This is a genomic window from Butyricimonas sp. Marseille-P3923 (assembly GCF_900184685.1).
In the GTDB taxonomy this organism is placed as follows: Bacteria; Bacteroidota; Bacteroidia; order Bacteroidales; family Marinifilaceae; genus Butyricimonas; species Butyricimonas muris.
The window spans coordinates 184,999-208,606 of the sequence record NZ_FXXL01000005.1; the positions used below are offsets into that span (position 1 = coordinate 184,999).

Sequence of the window (23,608 nt, forward strand, 5' to 3'; positions counted from 1 at the left end):
GTTTACTGACTATTTACTCCGTTTATCCGCTGCCACGACAGCTTGGTACGCATTCACGATACCACCGGATAAACACAAATCATCAAAAAGGAATAAATCCTGAGCTCTTTTGCCATTCACCACGATTCCTTTCTCTATTTCCACCCCCCTTCTGGATGTCACGGTTTCCAAAAGAATCTCACGTATTTGTGCTCCCATCAGATTCGGGTAATAAGCCTTTACCAAAGCCGCCACCCCGGCGACCGTGGCTGATGCCAACCCTGCCCCGGTTCCCGTTTTGTACGTATCGCCCATATAGGCAGCGTAGATATCCATACCGGGTGCGAACAAGTCCAGTTCTTTCGCCCCGTAATTAGAGTTCATCGAAGGGTTTCCGTTTTTATCGGAAGAAGCGATGACCATTAGATTTGTCAACTCCTTATTTCCATCCATCCAACGATTCGGGAAAAATTCTACTTTGGAAAGGTCATACGCCAATTCCCAAACCGGAACAATGACCAAACTCCCTTTACCCTCGGCATAACGAATTGCCTCGTTCATCCAAATCTTCTGACCTTCCGGGTACAATGTATTTTGTTGGGGCAACACGATCACATCCGCCCCGTGATCCACGGCATAGCGAATAGCCAAAGCCATATCTTTTAAATAAGGTTCTCCGGCACCTCCACTCACCCGCAAGCACATGATTTCAGCCTCATCCATAATACCGTTTCCTCCCAAACCGTTATCTCTTTTTCCTCCGATTATTCCGGCTTGCATGGTTCCCGTGGCAGCTTCGGATGTCAGCAATACATTATTCCCATATTTATTGTCTTTTATATCCATATAATTATCACCGACAATCTCCTTACGCCCGTCATTACCCAATGCTTGCAACGCTTTCTCGTAAGATTCCCTGCCTCTCTGCACGGATGTCTGGACAAAATTTTTATAAATCACATCAAAATCCTCCGTTTTATATAGACTAAATCCATACGCAATCAGTGTAAAAACTACATCGCTTAACGAATCTTGAGGGGCTTTCGGATCATAGCAAGTCTGAAATTCTTCCAAAGTATGGTTATGCCCGGGGAATTTAGCATCCATCTGCTCCTTGAATTTTTGAGCATACTCTTCTATCACATAGCCTATTCTCCATCCCCCGTAAGTTCCGGCAAGCTTGGACTCCGGCACAACTTTATTCTTGTAATAGGAATACTCCGCCAAATTTTCGGGAGCCGGAACTTTCGTCCGTTTCCCGTCGATAATCTTAAAAAATTCACCGTTACTCGTCATGTAATCCGCGTATTTATCTTTCAAACGCAAAAATTCCCGATCTCCTTCCTGCATCAAGGATTCCATGACCTGCCCATCCTTACCTCCAAGGAAATTCCACCCGTTAATATCATCCGTGAAACCATTCTTGTCATTATCCTTTCCGTCTGCTTTTTCTTTCGGGTTTACCCAGATCGCCTGCTTCAAATCCTCGTGCTCCACGTCCAGACCTGTCCCGATTAAAGCGACAACCGGTCTTTTCTTTATCTTTTTCCCCTTCAGAAATTCATAAGCCTTATTCACTTCTACCCCGTATACGCCATCTTGGTCAAAAGCACAATTATACCAATCCAAATCCGCTTGTTTCTTTTGTACCTGCTCATCTTGCTTAATTAACTGTGCATTCACGTTACCTATACCGATGCACACCAGTAATAATAAGAAATACTTTTTCATCATTTACAGAATTTATCTTGTTATACAATACGAAATCTTTAAAATTTACACGCAATGATAGACAATCGAGTAATCCACAATCACACAATCTAAAATTTAAAATCTAAAATCGTAAATTACTCTCTGGCTTCCTCTATCGCCACCTTCACTTTCTCCCCTCGCAAACCTCTCGCGAGTATCCGTCCTTCCTTATCTATCAAAACGATAAAAGGGATTCCGTAAAATCCATAGGCTTTCTGAATCGTGTTAGGTTCATTACCGATCGTGAACCCCTCTTGATTCCATAACATCACCCAAGGTAATTTCTCTTCCTCCAACATCTTACGCCAGTCCTTTTCCCGTTTATCCAACGACACGCTGATAAATTCCAAATCATCCCCTTTTAACTCGTTATATATCGGTAAAAGACTTTTCATCTCATGCCGGCAAGGTCCGCACCATGATGCCCAAAAATCAACCAATACCAATTTCCCCCGAAAATCACTCAATCGAACCCTTTTCCCCTCCGGATCAACATACTCGAAATCATAAGCCTCCGCACCCACGGCAAACGTTCCCAGACTATCCACCCGATGAGCCAGCCATTTCGCAGATAGAGAATTTCGGTCAGCTTCCGGTACTAAATCCAATAACATCTTATTCGGTTCATACGCCTCCATATCGGCAATATAGGCCAACGCACTATACATGGTTCCATGTAACTTCCCTTTCACTTCTTCGGCAATTGTCTTTTTCTTCGGATTTTTCTCCGTGGGTATCCATTTCGACAATTCTAAAAAATCGTCTATCCCATGAAAGGAGAGAGAGCTATTCCCGGGATTCTTTCCATTATAAAATCCTGTTATTGTTACCTCCCGACCACCCAGATAAATCGGTTGTTCCGTGCTGCCCACGCTCAAAATATACACGTCCGGCATGACTTCTCCGGACATAGCTCGAAATTCTTTCCCATTGGTTACAGAAATAGATAATATCTCTTTTCCATCAATAGAAGTTACTTTGATTTCCGCAGGTTCCAGCAATCGCAACTTCCCGGATAGCACAAAATCGGTTTGAGCTATCCCGGGAGCAAACGCTCCCGAGATTAGCAAGAATACTAAAACAATTCTCAGCATATTTTTTTATTATTGCAAAACAACATTACCAATAGCTTGTAAATCTATCCCGTAGTTCTCCTTAAATTTATTTACAAGAACATCATATTTCTTCCGGATATAACCATTTACATCTTTTTTGGCATGCAATATTCCCTTGTTCGTGTAATCGTTAGCAGCCGGTTCGGCGATTAAAACTTCATACGGGGTCTGAATGATCGCCCGCATATAAATCTCGACATCATCTTCCAGTTTCGTACCGGATTTTATATAGCCCCGCTCATACATATTCGCGTTCGTCACTCTTTCCTCGTAACTCATTCCATCGTAAAACGCCGCATCTTCCACGATCTTACTATTATTCAGCAACCGACTCAAAAAAGCATCGTTAACATCATATTTAAACGTATTCTTTTGAGTATTTGTCATGGTCAAAACATTCTCGTTTCCCCAATTAAATGCTAAAAAATCATACCCGCTATACACGTTGCGCAATGCGGTAGAACCGTTTGCAGTACGCCAAGTCAATTCACTACATAACAATAACTTTAATGGTAAACAACGACGTAAAGTGGAATCCGGATAAAAATCCAGAAACAACGTTTCAATCAAATCCAACTGCTCACCCACGTAAGTTTCATCCGCGATGGCTCCAAGCAATCCATTATTGTACGGATATGCAGAACTGCTGCCTTCCGGAGTCGGTACAGACTCATTCCAACCGTCCAGATCCCAGTACAATTCTTTTAAATCGAATTTATACAAGATAAACGTATTACACCTTTCATTCCAATCCACAATACGATCATCATAATCGTGCTCTCCCTGAGGCACGCTATACCCGAATTCAGGAGTTGCTGTCGGCGTTAAAGCATTCTCATCATCGCAAGCGACTAGAGAAACGGCTAATATAAACAAATAAATAAAATGCAATTTCATAACTTCTCGATTAACGTTCATTTTGTTTCAAATAAGGATTACGATCTAAAGCGGATTGCGGTATCGGCAATACATAACGGGGATCTTCCCGCTCCAAGCTGATTTCCTGTTTAGATTCCGGGGCAATAAAATACACGTGTGTCAATTCAGGCATCCCGTAACGACGCAGATCAAACCAACGATGTTCCTCGAAACATAACTCTCTACGGCGTTCGTCTTTATAGAACTGTAATAATTCGTCAGCATCTGCGATATCAACCTTCGTGTAAGTGACATTCCGCGTATCATAACGATTTTCACGCAACCTATTCAAATCATCCAAGGCCAATGTCCGGTAATTATCTTCACCTGTTTCCATGAATTTACGCGCATACGCTTCTGCCCGATTCAAGTACAATTCTGCCGTACGAATTCCCCGTGTCGCCCATTTATTATTTTTTCCACCTTTAAAACCATAAGAAGGATAAATAACAGCTCTAAAAGTAGACCAATCCATCCAAGCCTCATATTTAAAATACATATATCGCCGCAAATCCCAATGATTATCACTCTCCGCAGAAAACTCGTACAAATCCATTAACTCGTCCGACGCGGTATAAGGAGCTGTTGCCAAACCGCCCCCTCCGGGATAACACGCGGATTCCGCTTGACCTCCATACATCCAGATAATTTCATCACTGGTAGATTCATTATAGACACTCCAAGTACTGCTTCCCTGATATTGCATGGCATCTTCCGTCGCACTCGCCAAAGAGGTTAGAACGGACTTCTCTCCCAACACCATGTTGGCATATTTCAAAACATTATCCCAATCTTCCATGTAAAGATACACTCTACACAAAATTGACTTTCCAGCCAAGGCACTGATTTTATACAAGGACATGTCTATCCTATTTTCTTCCACTAGCTTAATCCCTTCTTCCAGATCGGTTACTATCCGTTTATACACCTCTGCCACGGTATTCCGTTCCATGAAGCCATCGTTCACCTCCATCTCCAATTTTAAAGGTACTCCCGGGTTCTGAGCCGGATCTCCATAATTATAAGGTAGTCCGTAATAATTTACCAGTAAAAAATAATAATACGCACGTAATACAAGAGCCTGTCCCCGCATATTATTTTTTGTCTTCTCCTCCCCGCTTACCCGATCCATATAATCCATGACCGTGTTGCACCCCATGATTTTATTATAACAAACCTTCCAAGTATTATACCGGTTATCAGTGAGTTTCTCGTATATATCATCCCCCCAAGAAAACAAGGGATATATATTCTCGACAGAACTTTCCAGCGTTTCCTGTCCTCCGGCACCATTACATTGCACATCGTCTGTAAAAAAATCAATATAAGCATATTGCAAATTGCTCATGGGATATGCCTCTCCAACCATTACCTGCATCAAATCGTCAACAGTCGACGGACGCACTTGGTCCTTACTGGATTCTTCAAGGAAATCGCTACACCCGACGAATCCCAATAACAGTAGAAAGAATAATATATTTCTCATACGATTTATCATATATAGTCATTAGAAACTTAAATTCAAGCTGAATGTATAATTTTGCGACAAGGGTTGAGAGCCGGTGGCAACTTCAGGATCTTTTCCTTTAAAATCCTTACTTACAATCATAAAAGGATTGGACACACTGAACGAGAAGCCCACATTTTGAGCAAACTTCTTGATCCATCCCTTGGACAAGTTATAGGACAGTGAAATATTGTTACACCGAAGAAAAGAAGCATTCACAACCCGGATATCCGTGTAATTATACAACCGGTAACTATAAGTACTCCCGGAAGGTAAATTCGTACTGGCATTCGTTTTCTTGTATTCCGGCAAAGCAGGGATATTCGTGTGTTCTTCATCACCCGGTTTACGCCACCGGTCTACTAAATCTTTTGGTAAATTATTATACTCGTACGGGGTACTGTTTATTATGTCGTCATCAAACATGGTCGCTAAAAACTTTTTACCTCCGACCGATAGATAGAAAGAAGAAGAAAGAGTTAAATCCTTGAATCTAAATCCCATGTTCAATCCGGCAGTAAAATCCGGATCTAACTTTCCCATATACTTCATATACACGGTAGCATCCGTGCGGGCTTCCGGGGTATCGACATCGGGCAAATTATACAGAGGGACTCCGTTCTTCGGGTCTAATCCGACAAACTCGAATGCCCAAAATCCCGACACGGGATAACCTTTCTTGTTCACGTTTCCGGCAACTGCCTGCGTCCAGTTCTCGTTCGATTCCAATTTACTGGTAACTTTATTATAATTCTTGGAGGTATTTAATCCCATGGTCCAAATAAAGTTCTTCGTCCGCACGGGGGCAAAACTAAAAGATAATTCCCAACCGTAATTTTCCAACGAACCTCCATTCATTGGCATACTCAACACGCCATTCTCAAAAGGAACCTCTTTATTAATAATAGCGTCTGTGGTCTTTTTATAATAATACTCGAACGATCCGTTAATTTTATTCTTCCAAAACACGAAATCAGCACCGGCATTCACTGTCGCTGTCTTTTCCCATTTCAATTTCGGGTTCGGCAAACTCTTTATTTCCATGTAATACTCACCCGTGGCACCGGATATTCCAGCCCCGGACGGTATTCTGGCTATCAAATCCGGGCTTGCCGCCTCACTTGCATTTCCTTGGTATCCGTACGTCAATCGGAAACTAAATTCATTCAAGAAATCCTGTCCCTCCAAAAAATGTTCCCGTCCCATATTCCAACGCAAACCGAAAGACCAAACCGGAAGATAACGGGCATCCTTGTCCTGCCCGAAACGATTGGAAGCATCCGACCGAACACTGGCATTAAAAACGTAACGCTCATCGAAAGTGTAAGTAAAAGCGCCGTAGAAGGACAGTTTGTTAGACTTGTTATCAATAATAGAGGTTGTCGGTTGAGCGTACAACGTGTTCTCGCTAATACTTCCGACGTTCTGTGTCGTCAAAGGCGGATTCTTTATCGTCTGTCCTCTCTTTGGCAAGTAACCATAATATGTCCCCGTGAATCCGTCATATTTTGTACTGTTGACTTCCTGCCCCACTGTGGCGGTAAGCAGATGTCTTCCAAAATTCTTCACGTAAGAAAATTGATTCCTCCAAGTATAGTTCTCGCTGCGTGAATCCGACATGTTCAATTGTCCCCCGTGAGGTAATCTTGAAAGTTGGTATTTATCATCATTCGGACCATACATACCAAATTCATACCCACGTATTTTCGCGATAAAATGCGTCATCTCCGTTATCCAAGATTCCCCGTGAGTGGAAGAATAGTTGTACCCTAATGCCATCTCATATTTCAATCCTTTGATAATTTCCCAATTCAAACCGATATTTACATTCAATGAATTTGAGGTATTCCCGTTACCGGACTCTGCCAACTCATTCAACACGTTGTATTTATATCCGTCACGATTGATGTAATATGCCAATTCTCCATTTTCTTCAAACGCGGGAAGAACCCGGCTCGTGGTAGACGCGTAGGAATAAGGCGAAATACTATTGTGAAAACCATTCGTTTTTGAAACGCTACCGGCAACTCTAGCCGAGAATTGCAATTTATCCCAGAAAACCGTGTTCACGTTTATACTTCCCTGATAGCTCTCGGAGTCATTTCCTTTGGCTGTACCGTTATTATTTGTAATACCGAAAGAAGCATAATACGTAGTCTTGTCACTCCCCCCGGAAACACTGATATTGTTGGAATAACTAAACGGATTTTCATACAAGAGATCGAACCAGTCCGTATTTATGACTTCCAATTTCTTTACCCCGGTATTAAATTCATTGTAAGAAATTTTTTCCTGCAAATATTGTTGCAACAAAGCTTGGTACCCCACGTTTGCCAAAGAGGATGAACTGCCGACTAATCCGCGTTCATACATTTCCCGTGAAACATCAATTCTCTCCTTGGAATTCATTAAATTCAACTTATCATACGTGACCTTGGAACCGATAGAGAAATTACCCGAATAGCTGATAGACATCCGCCCTTTCTCCCCTCTCTTTGTTGTGATCACGATGACTCCGTTTGCCGCTTTCACACCATAGATTGCCGTGGCGGAAGCATCTTTCAACACGGTTACATCTTTGATATCGGAAGGATTCAACCAAGAAATGGCACTACCCACAAAATTTCGTATCATGTCAATATTATCCGGGCTTGTATTATACGTTGATAAATCGGTCGCTTTAAAAGGAAGCGGATCTTCTTGTATAATTCCATCCACTACCCACACGGGGTCCTGACTACCTAACAACGTCGATGTTCCCCGTACCCGTACTTTCTGACGTGTCCCCACCAAACCATCCTGATTCTGGATAACTACACCCGGCAACTTACCTTGTAATGCTTGCTCTAAAGATTGGGTCCCGTTCAGCACCAGATCCTCAGCCTTGATTGTACTCACGGAACCTGCCATATTCGATTTTTTAACCCGTTGATAACCTGTCACCACAACTTCTTCCATCTCTTGTGCATCTTCCTCCATCACGACCTTTAACTCTTTCTCGCCCTTCCAAGTCACCAACTTCATTTTCATACCCACGAAAGAAAAAATTAAAGTCACACTATCCCGTTTCGTGGTTGTAAATGTGAACTCTCCTTTTATTCCGGTAGCAACTCCTATTGTTGTGCCTTTTTCTCTGACAGTTACTCCCGGCAAAGGTTCTCCTTTTTTATCCTTCACAATCCCTTTAATAACTATCATCTTGTCCTCCGGTTTCTCATCCCTCACCCGAATAACAATCAAATGTCCGTTAATCTCGTAAGTCAACTTTGTGTTAGCAAGGCAAATATCAAGCACATCTTTCAAATCAGCTTGCTTCACGTTGATGTTTATTGACGCAACATGCTCCACATCCTCTATCGAATACAAGAATGTAAATTCTCCTTTCTGCTCTATGAGCTTGAACACATTCTCTAACTTCCCGCCTGACATTGAAATATCATATTTCGCTGTCTGTGCCATACTTTGCAGAACGCTCATCAAAAGTAATAACACTGTCACTCTCATTTTCAAAAAAGTAATTTGCATTTTTCTCCTGCCGAGAAAACTCGATTCTCGCTTTTTTTTCATAGTTTTGTACTAATTATTAAGATTAAACTCGGTTGTAAGCTTGTTGGCGCAAGCAAACAATCATGAAACTTTAAGCAAGGACGTGTTGGCGCACGTCTTTGTTTTTTATCTAATTCTCACAATAATTTTCTGTTCATCCACTGTAAATGATACTTTACCTGTTTTCTCCAACATCCTCAAAGTTTCCACTATATCGGAATATCTTTCCATTGTACCGGAGAACAAAATATCCTTCGCCCGGCTCTGCTCGTAGAATACAGTCACGTTATACCACCGTGCGACATCGTCCAGAATAGACTCCAAACGCTCGCGACGGAAGACAAACTGTCCTTTCGTCCATGCCCGATACGCCTCGGCATCCACTTCCCGTACCTCCAGTTTATTTTCCCCGACAATCAAATCCGCCTGTTGGTTCGGTTCAAGAATCACGCTCTCCGATAGCGTTTTCACCTCCACCTTTCCACTTAGCAAGGTAGCGGTCGTCCGCTCTTCAGAAGGGAACGATTTCAAGTTAAAGGAAGTACCCAACACCGTCACCATCATCCCGTTTACTTCTACACGGAAGGGTTTCGTGTCATCTTTTTTTACTTCAAAATACCCCTCTCCCCGGAGTATTACCCGTCGTTCATTCCCCACGAAAGCAACCGGATAAGTCAACTTCGACCCGGCATTCAGCCACACCCTCGTTCCGTCAGCCAAGGTCACGTTAAACTCTCCCCCTTTCGGGACGTCCAACACGTTCAGCTTTTCCGCCTGCACATCGGTTTCCGCTTGATAAACCAAAGTATTATCTATTTGCTCGATTTTCCCGGACAGGCTGTCGTTCACGATCACTCCGCTATTTTTCCCCAAGACAACTTGTTTGCCCGTCTCCAGATGCAAAATAGCTTTCCGCTCTCCCGGTACAATCGCCACCACCTTTTTCACCTCCTTTTGCTCATCTACCCGTCCCGTCATCATGACAGCGAACCATCCCGCTGCAACCAGCACAATCACGGAAGCCGCATAACCGATCCATCGCCACGACAAGTTCCGGTGACGGGGCGCAATTTGTTGCTCCAACCGACGCCATACCTCTTCCCGGTGAATCGCACGATACTCGTCATAACTCCTGCTCAACGCACTTCCCTCGGACAACTCGTCAAATAGCTGACGATTAAAATCAGACTCATCCACCCAAGCGAACAACTCCCGTTTTTCCTCATCGGTAGCAATCCCTATTTTTACTTTGTAGATTAAATCCGCTATCTGAATATATCTTTTTGTCATATATTTATTGCATTTACACTACAAAAACAACCGAGAAGAAAAAACGGGTAGTGAAAAAGAGAAAAAATTTGAAATGTCTTAAATAAAAAACAGAAGATAGAAGTTATCCCTTAATTTCTCACGCAACAATTTATAAGCATTCTTTTTATGGAATTTCACCGTGTTCAACGTGATCTTCAGTTCCTCGGCAATCTCCTGATTATCCATTCCTTCCATATACAACAAGCATACTTTCCTGCTGTGTTCGGGCAAAGAATCAATCGCCGTGAATATCAACCGTCGGGTTTCCTCCTCTATCACCGACTTCATGTAATAAAGTTCGGTGTCCTCCTCCCGTAGCATATCATTCACGTATTCCCGCTCCACTTTACGATGCTTCAACACATTCAACGCCTTGTTGCGCACCGTGGTATAAAGATAAGCCTTCACCGAAACCTCATCCGGAAATTCCCGTCTATTCTCCCACAAAGCCAGAAAAGTATCCTGCACCAGTGACTCACATTCTTCCCTCTCTCCCAGATAACGACCAGCGAAAAGAACTAAAGTATTGAAATATTGATTGAACACGCTCTTGAAATCAAGACGTGTACCGTTACCCAATATAATACTGTAATTCCTGTTCATAACTGCTTCTTTACTCACCTCAAAGCGTAGCAAATATGCGAATAAATTTTGAGTATCCATCCGTTTGAAACAGAAATTCGTTTTTCCCGTATTACAAAAAAATACAAATCATTTACAATTATGAAACATAAACTACAAATCTTACTAGCACTCTTTATCGCCATAAACTTGCAACCGCAATTCCTAAAAGCCTGCACCGGAATATCTTTTACCGCTAAAGACGGTTCCCGTGTCGTGGCTCGTACCATCGAATGGGGCGGCAGCAACCTCAACAGCCAATACGTTATCGTACCGCGAGGCTTCAAACAACAATCTTACACGCCCGACGGGATTGACGGAATGCCATTCACCGCCCGGTACGGCTACGTCGGTCTAGCCGTAGAACAAAAAGAGTTTGTAGCAGAAGGTCTTAACGAAGCCGGGCTTTCTGCCGGATTATTCTACTTCCCGCATTACGGGAAATACGAAGCGTTCGAGCCGAACCAAAAAGCGACAAGTATCTCCGACCTACAACTCGTTTCTTGGATACTAGGCAGTTGCAAAAACATCGACGAAGTAAAAGAGGCCATTAAAAAAGTACATATTATTGGCATCGTCCCGCAAGCCTCCACCGTGCACTGGCGTTTTGCCGATCCTTCCGGACACCAAGTAGTTCTCGAAATCATTAACGAGAAACCTACCTTTTACGAGAATAAATTAGGAGTACTAACCAACGCTCCGGGATTCGAATGGCAAATGACCAATCTTAATAATTACGTCAATCTCTTCCCCGGTATGGCTTCTCCACAACAACTGAACGATATAAAACTTTCCTCCTTCGGCAACGGTAGCGGATTTCTAGGAATACCGGGAGATATCACTCCCCCCTCCCGTTTCGTGCGTGCCGCTTTTTACCAAGCCACCGCCCCCCAACAAGAGTCAGGCTTAAAAACCGTTCTTCAATGTTTCCAGATTCTAAATAATTTTGACATTCCTATCGGGATTGAATATTCACCGAACACAAACCCCATTGACATACCTAGCGCAACGCAATGGACTTCGGCAACCGACATGACACACCGGATAATCTACTACCGCACGATGCACGATAGTGCAATCCGTAGTATCGATTTAAATAAGATCAATTTTGCTCGTGTCAAATACAGAGCCATTCCTCTTGACACAGTACAACAACAACCTATTATCCAGATAGATATTAAATAATTAAAACGAGGAGGAGAGTTAAACACTCCTCCTCGTTTTAATTATTTTTCTTCAATTGAATAATCTTCTCCCACCGAGCCTTTTGAGCGGGAGTAGCCGAAGCTAAAGGACAATCTTGATATTGCAAAAATGGACCAGCTAAACGAAAAAGCACCCAAAGTGCTAATTGAGAGTCACCTTGTAAAATAGGTATCTCTTTTTCACACACATCCAACAATTCGTCAATATCACCACCCTCCACCACCTTAGCGATTTCCAAAGAAGCTAATAAACTTTTCTCGTTCACCAATTTCATTTTTTTGAGCTCTTTCTCTATCGCCTTCAAACGCTTACTTCCGACATTCACCATCTCCCCTCCCATTATAGCCAAAATTTCATTACAAAGATCTTCTCCCAATCGTTTATCCACCTCTTCACGACCAATCGCTACGTAAAATCTTTCTCGTTTATCTCTTAAAAATTTAAAAGCTTTGGAATCGGAAGGACTCAATTGCGAATTACCAAAAATAAACCAATAATCTTTGGATACCTTTTCTTCATCACTTGCCACTTTCAACAACTCATCTACCACCACCACCGCTTTTGACCATTCATTAAACTTGTTCAATTTCTGAAGATATTGAAACAAAAATGCCTTATCTCGATCTCCGGTACGAAATTTCTCCTCCCAATTTCCTAATGATTCTGTACCCTCTATGCCTTCTTTTACCAATCGGATAAATTCATCTGCCTCGTATGCGCCAGAAATCTTATGTTGTATAGAACCATCAGGCAAGATAAGGAAAAACGTGGGATAGGCTGCAACATTATATTTTTGACCGAATTTCTTCCCCTCTTCTTTTTCCATATCAAACTTCACGGCAACAAACCTCGGATTAAAAAACTCGCCCACTTTTGCGTCGGGAAATACCTTTTCAGACATCAACTTACAAGGTCCGCACCAAGTCGTATAACAATCCACGAAAAGCAATTTATTCTCCGCTTTCGCTTTCGTTAAAGCCTCCTCAAAAGTAAGAATTTCAAAATTCACGCCCCCCTGCCCCCGAACTGCGATACAAGCCGCAAAAAAAACAATAAATAGTACAAACCTTCTCATCACGAACAACTCTAAAATATTAATTTTTTTTAATCCACCGACAAGACCAATTTATACGTCTTTCCCGGCTCGAACCAAGTATCATACACCAACAACATATCATCAGACAATGCCACTCGCCAATCCTGCTCGGGTGCTAAACGAGGATTTTTCAAACGCTCCGGAAAAATAACAGCAAACGGTATTTTACCAACCGTGGCAGGCTCTCCCGGTATTTGGTTATCAAACATTCTCATATAAATTCCATCCAATCGATCCACAGAAAAATTTTCTTTCGTTTTCAATGTAATCACATACTTTTTACCCTTACGAACCGTCTTCACGGTATAAGTTTCTTCCTCCGGTCGGAATCGCACATCCCATTTCGGATCCCCGAAATAAGCCAATAAATCCCGCTCCTGCCAAAAACCAAGAATATCCCCAACAGCTTCTTTACCCATCACCTTCGCCATCCGCTCATATATACCGGATATATCATTCATAACATCCCAATTGAAATCAAAACTTGCTTCCAACAAACTCGGAGAAAAATTTTGTAACGTATATAATATATGCTGCTGTCCTAAAAAATAAGCCTCTGCCATCGTGTAACGCCCGGGCGTTACATGCCAGAATTTCAAACCACCCCACACGGCTTGCCCCAACATCACTTGGTTTACCGGGTATCCCACCATTGAAGTTACATTCGGACGTCCCATCCATGCCAACGCACAACTCTTTTCGGGCTTATCCACATCACAACCGTAAGATCCCGCGGCAATATATACTTTCCGCTCACCCGCCCAATTCATCTCGTTATCCGACGTGTCTTGACGAGATATCTGATTATCTTCAATTTTAACCTCCTGCATCACGTGATGAAAAATACCATCCCGGGCATAAATTCTCTCGTGTACGCTGAAGTTATCAGGCATGGACAAATGGTAATTAGGAGCATAAGACTCACTCAACACGAAATCAGGCTTCACTCTTCGATAAAGATCATTAAATTTTTCAACCTGTTTCACGGCTGGCCAATATTCCATTGCCAACGTATCTCCTCGTTCCATTTTCATCCCTGATTTTCCCCAACTCACATACCCAAACCGCTCCCAGTCCGCCTCAGTCAATTCCACTCTATTCTGTGATATCAACCCGTTGCGAATCTCGAGTGGCTCTTTAGCATTATTCACCATCTTCATCGCCATATCCGCATCAAGCCCCGTGATAATTCCCCACATGAAATCGGCATATATCGAAGAAGTTACTTTACGCGACAAAATATGCATCCCAATAATATAATCCCGGGTAATCTGCTCCGGTTTCTCTACTACCGCAACATAACGAGGGCGCATACGTCGCAATGCCTCCAATGTCTCAGCAGGCTTCTCCGCGTAATATACCACCTCCGCACCGTGTAATCTCTGTAAAGCCTCTACAACCCCATTCCAAGCTTTATCCTGTTCTACCGATCTACTAGCCAACACAACATATTCGCATCCATCCACTTTCATTGACCGACGATTGCTGGCAAATACACTACCAACAATCAACAAAAACAACACAACAATACTTTTTCTCATCTCCTTAAATTCCTTTCAATTCTAATAATCGTTTCAACGTTTCTGGATCAGAAGGACGCGTCATATCAGCATCCACAATTTTCCCTTTCTTATCTAACAAAATAAAACGAGGTATTCCATTTATGTGATAGGCTTTCATAAACTCCTCTTTCCCCTCTGCATTTAATTGTACGCCCCCCATCTTGTTATCTTTCACGTATTTCAACCATGCCTTCCGACTCTCGTCCACTGACATACTCACGAAAACGATCTTTTTACCACGCATCTTCCGCTCCAATTCTTTCAAATGGGGAATCTCAGCACAACAAGGTCCGCACCACATCGCCCACACATCAATATACACGTATTTTCCCCTCAAACTTTTTAATGTCACGATTTTACCGTTCACATCCCGGTAACGAAAATCCGGTGACGCCATCCCGGCTTTCAGCGTATCCGCCACATTCTTCTCCACGCTCCCCGAGGTAGAGGCAATGGCTTGTCCCCCGGAGAAACCGAGAAGGACAAGCACGAAAAATATATAAATCTTTGTCATTTGTTTTTATTTTGTATCCTTATAAAATAATTTCAACGGTTTATCAGCCACACCGACAAAACTGTTCACCAATTGCAGGTTTTCCGTTTTATAAATATAAACGCTTCCCTTCAATCCGGTTGCCGCAGGGTCGTAAGTTCCAACGTACAAATACTCTTCATCAGGACTTTGCGCCATACAGGTAATTTCTCCGGGCACGGTGATAACCGACTCCACCTCAGAAATATCGGAGCCATGCCTCCAACGATATATGGAGTTACCGCTATTGTAGAAAATGCTATTACTATACTTCGTGTTATACAACATATCGGATTCCTCGGTCAAAGTCAACGGAGCAGAAAGTTCGTAAGACTTATCACTCCATTTCTCGTCCCCACTTTCATGCCCGAAAATTGCCTCCATATTCCACAATACCTCAATCCCCGAAACATAATTCGTCACCCACACCTTCCCGGGGTCATTTTTAGATTGGCTTACCACGAGCAAACTCTTTTTCAAATTTGTATTCCCCACTATCAAAAAATTGACAATCCGACGTCCTTCAAAATCAGTGCCGGAGTCAAGTGATGCCTTTCCCAAAAGATTTGTATAGCATACCAATTTTTCATCCTCCGCCACCACAGGCAGTGACATCATTACTTCATCCCAATCATTCCAAAGCATCGCCTGATACATCTTCGTTCCTTTCATCTTTGCCCCCCAAGCATCGCTCATCAATCCGTTCGACGTCAATTGAGATCCTACCACGATTCCATTCTCGGACAGCACCACCAATTCATCTCTACACGGAGACAATGCCACCGGTTGTATATTCAATTCCGACACCAAAAGAGTCAAATCTATCTTGCGCAACACGAGTAGCGTATTGGGCTCCAATTCATACGCACATCGGTTGGACTTGGAAATCACAAACACGGAATTTTTATACGCCCCATAATTCATCAAACTCATGTCCAAAGCATCCACTAACTCATAGTCTGGATTTATTCTGCTCCACACCTCCCAGTCAAAGTCTTCTTTCTTTGCCTTCAGCAATTCATTCGCATCTTCCAGCACAGAACAGAAGGACAACCGACCTTTCCCCGCATCATCAGAACTTAACACCAGCAATCCCCTTTCCATTCCAGCCTTGATTTCCACCATCATGTAGTAAAAAGCACTACTAAACCCATCAGACACCCGCAAACGTACCAAGAACTCCCCTACTCGATTAAAAGAATGTTCCAACACCGGTTTCTCCGAAACCAAATACAACGAATCCATCACCGGCTTTCCGTCTTTCCATTCGTTTACGTATCCCACCTTCCATTCATACACCACCTCATTTTCGGAATGATTCACCTCCGCTTCAAAATGCACTGGCATCATAAATTCTGCGTACGCCCTCTTTCCCTCTTCGTTGACGCCCTCTCCCTTAACTTTGACAATCGAAAGCTCGGGGATTTCGTTCACAAATCCGGTTGTGTCGTCATGAATACAGGAAACCATTCCCGCAGACACTACAAACAACCACAACAACAATCGTATATATATCTTTTTCATATTATGTTTTATTTAATTAAAGATAAGGATCAGGCATGCTTGTATAATCTCCGTCTTTCGGATTATTTTTCAAATGATCATACAAGGGACGGGCCACATATTTCCGAAGCAAGGTCCCATAAGGCTCATGCCATTTCTTACTAAACCAATAATAATAATAATGAGTTCCATTAGAAACATATTCACAATCCCTACCCAAATTCGGTTCAAAATACGACGTCCACACATAAGGTTCTTTCTGTTCCACCGCATGATAGAACCGCATAAACAACTCGTGCAAGCGAGGTGTCCACGGCGCCCCAAACATATTACTGTTTGCAGACCACCAATCGGGTTCTGTCAGTTTATACGGAAGCAAAAGGAAACACTCCTGCGAAACCATCACGGGACGGAAGTTGTCATTTTCCACAATTCTCAACCCAAGCGAAAAAGTGTCCGTTTCGGAATAGGCATAAGAAAAATTCAAGAAACCGAAAGTTTCGCCAGCCGTGATATTACACGTGTCCTTGAAAGAGAAACAGTCGGCAGGTATCGTGGTCAAGGAATCGACCACCTCCACCTTGAAACGCCGGTCGACATCCCGGGTAAATCCGAGGATATCCACCCTCTCTCCGTACACTATCCATTTTTCTCCTCCCGATGCCCTTGTAAACACATGAACAGTGTCTTTCCCTCCCAGAAAATACACCCCGTCCTTTGCCTCGGCGTCGTACCACAAATATTCTCGTTCGCAGCCCCCAAAAGCGAAAACCGCCAAAAGGGAGCAACAAAGTCCAAAAAATCGATTCAATATCGTATTTATTTTCATATTCTGCTCTATTTACATTGTGAAATCTTCTCTAAACTCAAATTCATCGTCCGGAATAAGCAATTGCCACATCTCTTCGGTCATGGTGACGACGTTCCTATCCACCGCTTCCACGGTTTCCGGGTGACGATGTTTCATCCTGAACCACACCTGCCCCTCCTGTGCCAACTCTCTCCGCCACTCCTTATCAATGTTCTCCAACGTCAACTCACCCTCAAACCGTTCCAAACCGCGCGAAGAGACTAAATCCTCCAAATATTTCCGTGCTGTTTCCGGGTGACTCTCCAACGCCGCCTCCGCTGCTATCAAATACATTTCCGTCACGCGGATCTGATTCACCCCTTCCACGCCCGCTGGCATCAAGGAAGAAATACCCGCCTCCACAGGATCGATTATTTTGACCCATCGGGTAGAACCACCGGTACCTGGAGGTGCGATAAGCCACTCCTTACGCCAATCGTTTCCCGCCTTAGATTCGTAGAGACTCATATCACTATCGGAAGGTTTATACGCACTGTAATCGGAAGTCGTCAGAAAACACTCGGCCATCGGATCGTACAAATTCTTATTGGATAGCCCCCAAATGGCTTCCGTTTCAGCCACCACACCCGCCACGACAAAACGGGCATCTTTCGGATCACTGATCAAAGGAAACTTCTCGGAATCAATGACCGCCCGGGCATATTCCCCCGCCTTTTCCAAATCACCCGGTTCCCCGCGCATGTAATAAACCCGCGCCAGAGTAGCCTGCACGGCATACCAATTAAAATGCACCTCACGATTTCGGCAGATCACAAACTCATGCGAACGCACCCGCGGCAACATCAAGAGCGTGTCGTCCTGCCGCAACAGTTTCTCAGCTTCCAACAAATCGTCGATGATCAAATTGTAACACTCCTTTACTGTCGAGAACGAGGTCACCGAAGAACCAAACCGGGTAATATAAGGAATGCCCCGCTCTCCCAATTTTACCGGAGCATACATCCTGAGCAAATCAAAATGCAGGTAAGCTCGCAATCCCAACGCTTCTCCCCGGTAAAGATCTCCGAACATGAGGCTCTCTCCCTCGTAAGCATCCAAATTCGCCAAAAAACTATTGATGTCGCTAATCGAACGGTACATCGTTTTCCAAATCGAATTGCACACCTCCCTTCCCGCCGGTTTCAAAAAATCATAATGCAGCACATCATACAACGCAGTATTTCCAGGTTTATAAAACTGTGCTAACAAATCCATCCGGCAAGGCACATAAAAACCGTATAATTCCGGTTTTGCCAATCCGCTATATATCCCATACAGCGCATCTTCCACACCTTCTCGGTCTGCAAACAACGTCTTTTCCAACACTTGCGTATTATCTCGCGAAGTCAGAAAATCATCGCACCCTCCCCACAAGAGAGCCACGAAAACCCATAATATCGTTAATCTTTTCATCGTATCGTCAATTTTTAGAATGTCGGACTAATGGTAAAATTGTATCCTCTCATATAGGGATAACCGGTACCCCGTTCATACTTCACCGTACTCAACCGGGCAATGTCGCTGAAACCGATCCCCAACCCTAACCGCCTCAATCCGATTTTTTTCAACCAATCACCTTCCAAATTATAAGAAATGTTGATGGAGGAAAGATACAATTCGTTATTGCGCTCCACGAAACGTTCCGTGTGACCGGTTGACGGCTCTTTTACATTCGGATACATCACGTAATCGTTCACGCTCTTCCAACGTTCGGTGAACGCCCGACGGTCCACGTTGTTTTCGATGGTGATATTCTCAATTTTTCCTGCCCGCGTGGTATTATAGATATCTCCTCCGAACGTATAGGTCAAGCCGGCAAACAGCGTGAGGTTTTTCCACCGAACACCGGTCGAAATTCCCCCCTGCATAATAGGGATTTTGTTCCCGATCGCCACCTTGTCCTTCGGATCATAAATAAAAGTGTAAGTACCATCCTTTTTGATAAAAATCTCTTTTCCCGTTGCCGGGTCTATACCGGCGGAACGCACGGCATAAATTGCGGTGGAGGATTCTCCCTCCTCCAACTGGATTCTCGGCGAAGAGGTGTTTTCGTCCCGATTTTCCGAATTTATATTTTTCAGTGAATTACTGATCTTTTTGATTTTGTTCTCCGTGTGACTCGTCGTGAAATTCAATGTCCAGCTCCAATCCTGCGTACGAATAACCGTTCCAGCAATAGCAAGTTCATACCCCCAGTTGGCACTTTCGCCCAAGTTGTATTTAACCTTGTCATATCCTATGGAAGGCGGCAACGAAACATCCATCAACAAATCCTTAGAAATCTCCTTATAGAAATCCAACTTCACTCCTAAACGGTCATTGAATAAGTTGACATCCATGCCGACATCCAATTTCAACGTACGTTGCGATTTCAGTTTGTCATTTCCCATCGCCGACGGCAAAGCCCCGAGATTGTCGTCATACGCATTATCACTATAACTATATATAGTTTGTGCTAGAACTCCCCCGAAATTGTTGCTTCCCACATATCCCGCACTTCCCCGAATCCGGAAACTCTGTACCCATGCCAAATCAGCAATGAATTTCTCGTTATGCAGGTTCCACCCCAAACCAACTGACCAAAAAGGCGCCCAACGCCGGTCTTTAGAAATCGTGGCATTACCAGAAGTTCGATACGAAAAATCCACGAAATAACGGTCCTTCAATATAAAATTGACATTACCGAAATAAGCCACCGTTGCACTATAGGATTCACTCCCGGTAGGATTCCCCTCTTCAGGATAACGCTGCGCAAAGTTCAAGTTATTCAAACGATCTTTCGTAAATCCCACCCCCGAAAAAGCAAACGAACTTCTTTTGTCTTGCGATATGTCCAATCCACCATGAAAACTCAACATAGTCCCATGCTCGTCCAAAGCAAGATTGTAATTTAACACACCTGAAAAAGCCCAAGAATAATTCTTGTCCCCGCTCAAGTTATAAGAACCTTTTTCATCTTCCTTAATGCCATCTTTCAAGAAACGAGAATCCTCCGGAGAAACAAAAGCATCCGTCTGACCGTCTCCCATAGTATAATTGGCATTAGCGGTAAAATATACTCCTTTCACGATATCCCATCTCACACTTAAGTTATTGGAAAAACGCTTGCTCTCCGCTTTACTGAAACTGCTCAACGTGGCATTGTAAATCGGATTAATCTTGTCGTATGACAACACTTTTACCCATTCCCCGTTTTCATCCACAGGCGAATCATAAGGATTGATTTCCACCCACGAATTATAGCTACCATAAGGCGAATCCTTGGAATTCAATTTATTGAAATCGGAACGGAAACTCACCGTCAGTTTGTTGTTCCAAAAATAAGAGAAATAGAATCCCAAATCAAAACTGCGGCGATAGTCCCCTTTCATAACACCCCGATCATCCGAATAATGAGCGGAAATACCGTAGTCCATGCCGCTTCCCCGTCCGGTGATGCTCAAAGAATGGTTATGCGACCAGGAATTGCGCAACGGAATAGATTTCCAGTCGGTATTCACACCGGCATTCACCCGTTTCAATTTCTCGTAATAGAGTTCATCGTATTCACCTATGTTACTATCGTATTTTCCAAACAATCGTTCCAACTCCAATTTCTCCCACGGCGAACAAAGATTAAAAGAAGAAACATCAGGAAATCCAATGTTAGGCACAAAATTATAACGTACCCTCAATTTACTTTCCGTCACCTTCTTTCTCATGACCACGATAACACCGTTGGCAGCTTTTTCCCCATACATTGCCGTGGCGGAAGCATCTTTCAGAACATCCACTCGATCAATGTCAAACATATCCAAGTCATACAATTGCTGCAGGCTGATTTCCACCCCATCCATGATAATCAAAGGACGATTCAATCCTTGTTCCATCTTTTCACTATCAAGCGAATTCATACCCCGGAGGATAATTTCCGGCACCTTATTAGGATTCGAACCGTTGACATTGTCATCCACGATACGCAAACCGGGAACAACAAAAGACAACGCCTTGAGCATATTCGTCTTCGATATTTCCAACAATTGTTCACCCTTTACAGACGTCACCGCCCCCGTGTAACTGTTACGGTTTTGCGTGAAATAACCGTTCACCACAACCTCGTCTATCGACTCTACCTCTTCTTTCATCACGATACTCACCTCTTTGCCCGGGGTAACCTTCACTTCAACATTCCGCATCCCCACGAAAGAAGCCACCAGAACGATGGATTCTTGCTCAGGTAACTCCAACCGGAATTTTCCATCCACATCCGTGGAAACTCCGATAGAGGTACCCTTTAACACGATCGTTACCCCCGGTAAAAGTTCCCCGGCCTCATCCTTCACGACACCATTAACAACAATCTTCTTTTTCTCCTGCTTGTCATCCTTTACACGATAGATCACAACCGTTTCCTCGTTAATCTCATACCTCAACTTCGTGTCACGCAAGCAATAATCCAAAATCTCCTTCATCGATTTTTGCTGCATGTTCAAAGACACTTTAACATCCTTGATCTCGGTCGTCCAATACATAAACGTGAAATCGGTCTTTTTTTCCAATTCCCAAATCACTTGTTCCAGAGAAGCATTTTCCAAACGCACATCCAAAAGCTTATTCTGGGAATGCACCGCAGCTGTCACCTGAAAACAAGTAAGCATAAGCAAACACATTTTCAATGTCATAACTAGTAAAATTTTTTGCCAGATTCCTCGAAAAAAGGTCCCTGAATCTCGTTTTTTCTTCATAATTTTGAAAGATTAATAAATGAACTACTATTTATTAGTTGTCCATGCGTTTGTGTCACCAGCACAAACGCATGTTTTGTCTTATTCGCTTGATATATAAAACACACCATCCTTCCGGGATATAGAAATACTCGGATTTTTCTTCAACATCTCGATAATCGGATTCATGTTATTGTACCTATTTAACTTGGCTCCCACCCGCATATTTTTCGCATCTTCATTCATAAATTCGTAACGCACGTTATACCAACGAGCCAAATACTTCATCACATCCTCCAAACGCTCGTTCCGGAACACGAACTTTCCTTCCCGCCAAGCCATGTAACGTCCGACTTCGACTTTACTAACCTCCATAGTCCTTGCAGCCTTTTCGTAAACCACTTGCTCCCCATGAACAATATCCTTGAATTGCCGACCGTCAAAGACCTGTACTTTCCCTGCTGTTAATGTCGTCGTCACCACCTCTTCATCTTCATAAGCTCGCAGATTAAAAGAAGTCCCCAATACTTTGACCGAAATATCGCGAGTCTTTATCACGAACGGATGCGCGGCATCTTCGGCGACTTCAAAATAAGCTTCACCGGACAACTCCACCACTCTCTGCGCCCCTTTGAAACACACGGGAAAACATAATTTCGATTCCGCGTTCAAATAGACTTTCGTGCCGTCTGACAAGGTCAACGTGTACTCCATTCCCGTCAACGTACTTATCGTGTTTCGGATTTCCTCCTCATCCTTTACATCATGCGCGACATAATCTATTCCCATCGAATCCGTCACGAGCAGAGTCCCATCCGTTTCCTTCATCATGAATGTTTGGTCTTTCACGATATCCACCGTTTTCCCGTCAGCCAATGTCAGACGTGCCCCGGTAGTCCCCGCTTCTATCTGGTAAGCAAAAACAGGTTGTTTCGGCTCTTCTTCCCGAGAACGATTCAACCAAAAGAATAACCCGCAAGCGATTAGTATTATCCCCACCGCCGCGTATCTGGAAACGAACTTGAACCGATTTACCCGACCACCTTGCTTCTCTCCCGAAAGCACCTTTATTTTTCGATTCTCCTCGAAAACCTGCCATCCCTCCTGACAATCAAATCGCTCCGCGACACGCACAAATTCGTCATAATTCTCTCTGTTGAAAATCTCCTTAGCCAAACGACCGTTTTCTCTTTCCCAAAGCTCATACTTTTCCCTCTCCTCCCCCGAGTGAGTATTCATGAAAATAGCTGCTAGAATTTCCGCTATCTTAAAATGTTTTTTCGACAAACTCATAATATTTACTATTGCTATTTTATACTATAACACGCAAAGTGCAAAATAGGAATAGTCGAAAACCGAAAAAAATTACAAAAAAATAATCCTAACCCACGAAATTAACCCCATCCC

Annotated in this window: 16 protein-coding genes; 1 reads left to right on the forward strand and 15 read right to left on the reverse strand. The window is 43.3% G+C overall.

Annotation, left to right across the window (positions count from 1 at the left end):
* Positions 1–9: 9 nt before the first annotated feature.
* From CS948_RS04420 to CS948_RS04445, 7 genes are all read right to left on the reverse strand, one after another.
* Complete coding sequence (locus tag CS948_RS04420; RefSeq protein WP_099290516.1) at positions 10–1,710, reverse strand: S8 family serine peptidase; 1,701 nt, start codon at positions 1,708–1,710, stop codon at positions 10–12.
* Between the two features lie 116 nt (positions 1,711–1,826).
* Entirely contained in the window at positions 1,827–2,825 is a 999-nt protein-coding gene (locus CS948_RS04425) for a TlpA disulfide reductase family protein (RefSeq protein ID WP_255301852.1), read from the reverse strand.
* A gap of 9 nt (positions 2,826–2,834) precedes the next feature.
* Positions 2,835–3,743 (reverse strand): hypothetical protein, encoded by a 909-nt coding sequence (locus CS948_RS21850; protein WP_255301853.1) that lies wholly within the window; start codon positions 3,741–3,743, stop codon positions 2,835–2,837.
* A 10-nt stretch (positions 3,744–3,753) separates the two neighbouring features.
* A complete protein-coding gene (locus CS948_RS04430) occupies positions 3,754–5,250 on the reverse strand; it encodes a RagB/SusD family nutrient uptake outer membrane protein (RefSeq protein WP_176554915.1) in 1,497 nt (498 codons plus the stop codon).
* Between the two features lie 21 nt (positions 5,251–5,271).
* Positions 5,272–8,838: a SusC/RagA family TonB-linked outer membrane protein gene (locus tag CS948_RS04435; RefSeq protein ID WP_099290518.1), complete on the reverse strand. Its 3,567-nt coding sequence runs from the start codon at positions 8,836–8,838 to the stop codon at positions 5,272–5,274.
* Between the two features lie 105 nt (positions 8,839–8,943).
* Positions 8,944–10,107 carry a FecR family protein gene (locus tag CS948_RS04440; protein WP_099290519.1) on the reverse strand — a complete coding sequence of 388 codons (1,164 nt, stop codon included), beginning with the start codon at positions 10,105–10,107 and terminating at the stop codon, positions 8,944–8,946.
* A gap of 78 nt (positions 10,108–10,185) precedes the next feature.
* Positions 10,186–10,731, reverse strand: coding sequence for an RNA polymerase sigma-70 factor (locus tag CS948_RS04445; RefSeq protein ID WP_099290803.1), 546 nt, complete (start codon positions 10,729–10,731; stop codon positions 10,186–10,188).
* 120 nt (positions 10,732–10,851) lie between these two features.
* Between CS948_RS04445 and CS948_RS04450 the strand changes: the two genes are divergently transcribed.
* Positions 10,852–11,934, forward strand: a complete 1,083-nt coding sequence (locus CS948_RS04450; RefSeq protein WP_099290804.1) for a linear amide C-N hydrolase — start codon at positions 10,852–10,854, stop codon at positions 11,932–11,934.
* A gap of 37 nt (positions 11,935–11,971) precedes the next feature.
* Here the strand turns inward: CS948_RS04450 and CS948_RS04455 are convergent, their stop codons facing one another.
* From CS948_RS04455 to CS948_RS04490, 8 genes are all read right to left on the reverse strand, one after another.
* Positions 11,972–13,030: a thioredoxin domain-containing protein gene (locus CS948_RS04455; RefSeq protein ID WP_099290520.1), complete on the reverse strand. Its 1,059-nt coding sequence runs from the start codon at positions 13,028–13,030 to the stop codon at positions 11,972–11,974.
* A gap of 29 nt (positions 13,031–13,059) precedes the next feature.
* Positions 13,060–14,592: a hypothetical protein gene (locus CS948_RS04460; RefSeq protein ID WP_099290521.1), complete on the reverse strand. Its 1,533-nt coding sequence runs from the start codon at positions 14,590–14,592 to the stop codon at positions 13,060–13,062.
* A gap of 4 nt (positions 14,593–14,596) precedes the next feature.
* On the reverse strand, positions 14,597–15,127 hold the full coding sequence (locus CS948_RS04465; RefSeq protein ID WP_099290522.1) for a TlpA disulfide reductase family protein: 531 nt from the start codon (positions 15,125–15,127) through the stop codon (positions 14,597–14,599).
* 6 nt (positions 15,128–15,133) lie between these two features.
* A complete protein-coding gene (locus tag CS948_RS04470) occupies positions 15,134–16,669 on the reverse strand; it encodes a PKD domain-containing protein (RefSeq protein WP_099290523.1) in 1,536 nt (511 codons plus the stop codon).
* A 16-nt stretch (positions 16,670–16,685) separates the two neighbouring features.
* Positions 16,686–17,477 (reverse strand): DUF4843 domain-containing protein, encoded by a 792-nt coding sequence (locus CS948_RS04475; RefSeq protein ID WP_099290524.1) that lies wholly within the window; start codon positions 17,475–17,477, stop codon positions 16,686–16,688.
* A 12-nt stretch (positions 17,478–17,489) separates the two neighbouring features.
* Positions 17,490–18,911 (reverse strand): RagB/SusD family nutrient uptake outer membrane protein, encoded by a 1,422-nt coding sequence (locus CS948_RS04480; RefSeq protein ID WP_099290525.1) that lies wholly within the window; start codon positions 18,909–18,911, stop codon positions 17,490–17,492.
* A 14-nt stretch (positions 18,912–18,925) separates the two neighbouring features.
* The gene (locus CS948_RS04485) at positions 18,926–22,135 is read right to left on the reverse strand and encodes a SusC/RagA family TonB-linked outer membrane protein (RefSeq protein ID WP_176554916.1); all 3,210 of its coding nucleotides are present in this window, start codon (positions 22,133–22,135) and stop codon (positions 18,926–18,928) included.
* A gap of 168 nt (positions 22,136–22,303) precedes the next feature.
* The gene (locus CS948_RS04490) at positions 22,304–23,494 is read right to left on the reverse strand and encodes a FecR family protein (RefSeq protein WP_099290527.1); all 1,191 of its coding nucleotides are present in this window, start codon (positions 23,492–23,494) and stop codon (positions 22,304–22,306) included.
* Positions 23,495–23,608: the final 114 nt, after the last annotated feature.

What these genes read in the sequence shown, in the direction of transcription:
- CS948_RS04420 (WP_099290516.1), bottom strand. Translation starts at nt 1,710, where the DNA reads ATGAAAAAGTATTTCTTATTATTACTGGTGTGCATCGGTATAGGTAAC.
- CS948_RS04425 (WP_255301852.1), bottom strand. Translation starts at nt 2,825, where the DNA reads ATGCTGAGAATTGTTTTAGTATTCTTGCTAATCTCGGGAGCGTTTGCT.
- CS948_RS21850 (WP_255301853.1), bottom strand. Translation starts at nt 3,743, where the DNA reads ATGAAATTGCATTTTATTTATTTGTTTATATTAGCCGTTTCTCTAGTC.
- CS948_RS04430 (WP_176554915.1), bottom strand. Translation starts at nt 5,250, where the DNA reads ATGAGAAATATATTATTCTTTCTACTGTTATTGGGATTCGTCGGGTGT.
- CS948_RS04435 (WP_099290518.1), bottom strand. Translation starts at nt 8,838, where the DNA reads ATGAAAAAAAAGCGAGAATCGAGTTTTCTCGGCAGGAGAAAAATGCAA.
- CS948_RS04440 (WP_099290519.1), bottom strand. Translation starts at nt 10,107, where the DNA reads ATGACAAAAAGATATATTCAGATAGCGGATTTAATCTACAAAGTAAAA.
- CS948_RS04445 (WP_099290803.1), bottom strand. Translation starts at nt 10,731, where the DNA reads ATGAACAGGAATTACAGTATTATATTGGGTAACGGTACACGTCTTGAT.
- CS948_RS04450 (WP_099290804.1), top strand. Translation starts at nt 10,852, where the DNA reads ATGAAACATAAACTACAAATCTTACTAGCACTCTTTATCGCCATAAAC.
- CS948_RS04455 (WP_099290520.1), bottom strand. Translation starts at nt 13,030, where the DNA reads ATGAGAAGGTTTGTACTATTTATTGTTTTTTTTGCGGCTTGTATCGCA.
- CS948_RS04460 (WP_099290521.1), bottom strand. Translation starts at nt 14,592, where the DNA reads ATGAGAAAAAGTATTGTTGTGTTGTTTTTGTTGATTGTTGGTAGTGTA.
- CS948_RS04465 (WP_099290522.1), bottom strand. Translation starts at nt 15,127, where the DNA reads ATGACAAAGATTTATATATTTTTCGTGCTTGTCCTTCTCGGTTTCTCC.
- CS948_RS04470 (WP_099290523.1), bottom strand. Translation starts at nt 16,669, where the DNA reads ATGAAAAAGATATATATACGATTGTTGTTGTGGTTGTTTGTAGTGTCT.
- CS948_RS04475 (WP_099290524.1), bottom strand. Translation starts at nt 17,477, where the DNA reads ATGAAAATAAATACGATATTGAATCGATTTTTTGGACTTTGTTGCTCC.
- CS948_RS04480 (WP_099290525.1), bottom strand. Translation starts at nt 18,911, where the DNA reads ATGAAAAGATTAACGATATTATGGGTTTTCGTGGCTCTCTTGTGGGGA.
- CS948_RS04485 (WP_176554916.1), bottom strand. Translation starts at nt 22,135, where the DNA reads ATGCTTACTTGTTTTCAGGTGACAGCTGCGGTGCATTCCCAGAATAAG.
- CS948_RS04490 (WP_099290527.1), bottom strand. Translation starts at nt 23,494, where the DNA reads ATGAGTTTGTCGAAAAAACATTTTAAGATAGCGGAAATTCTAGCAGCT.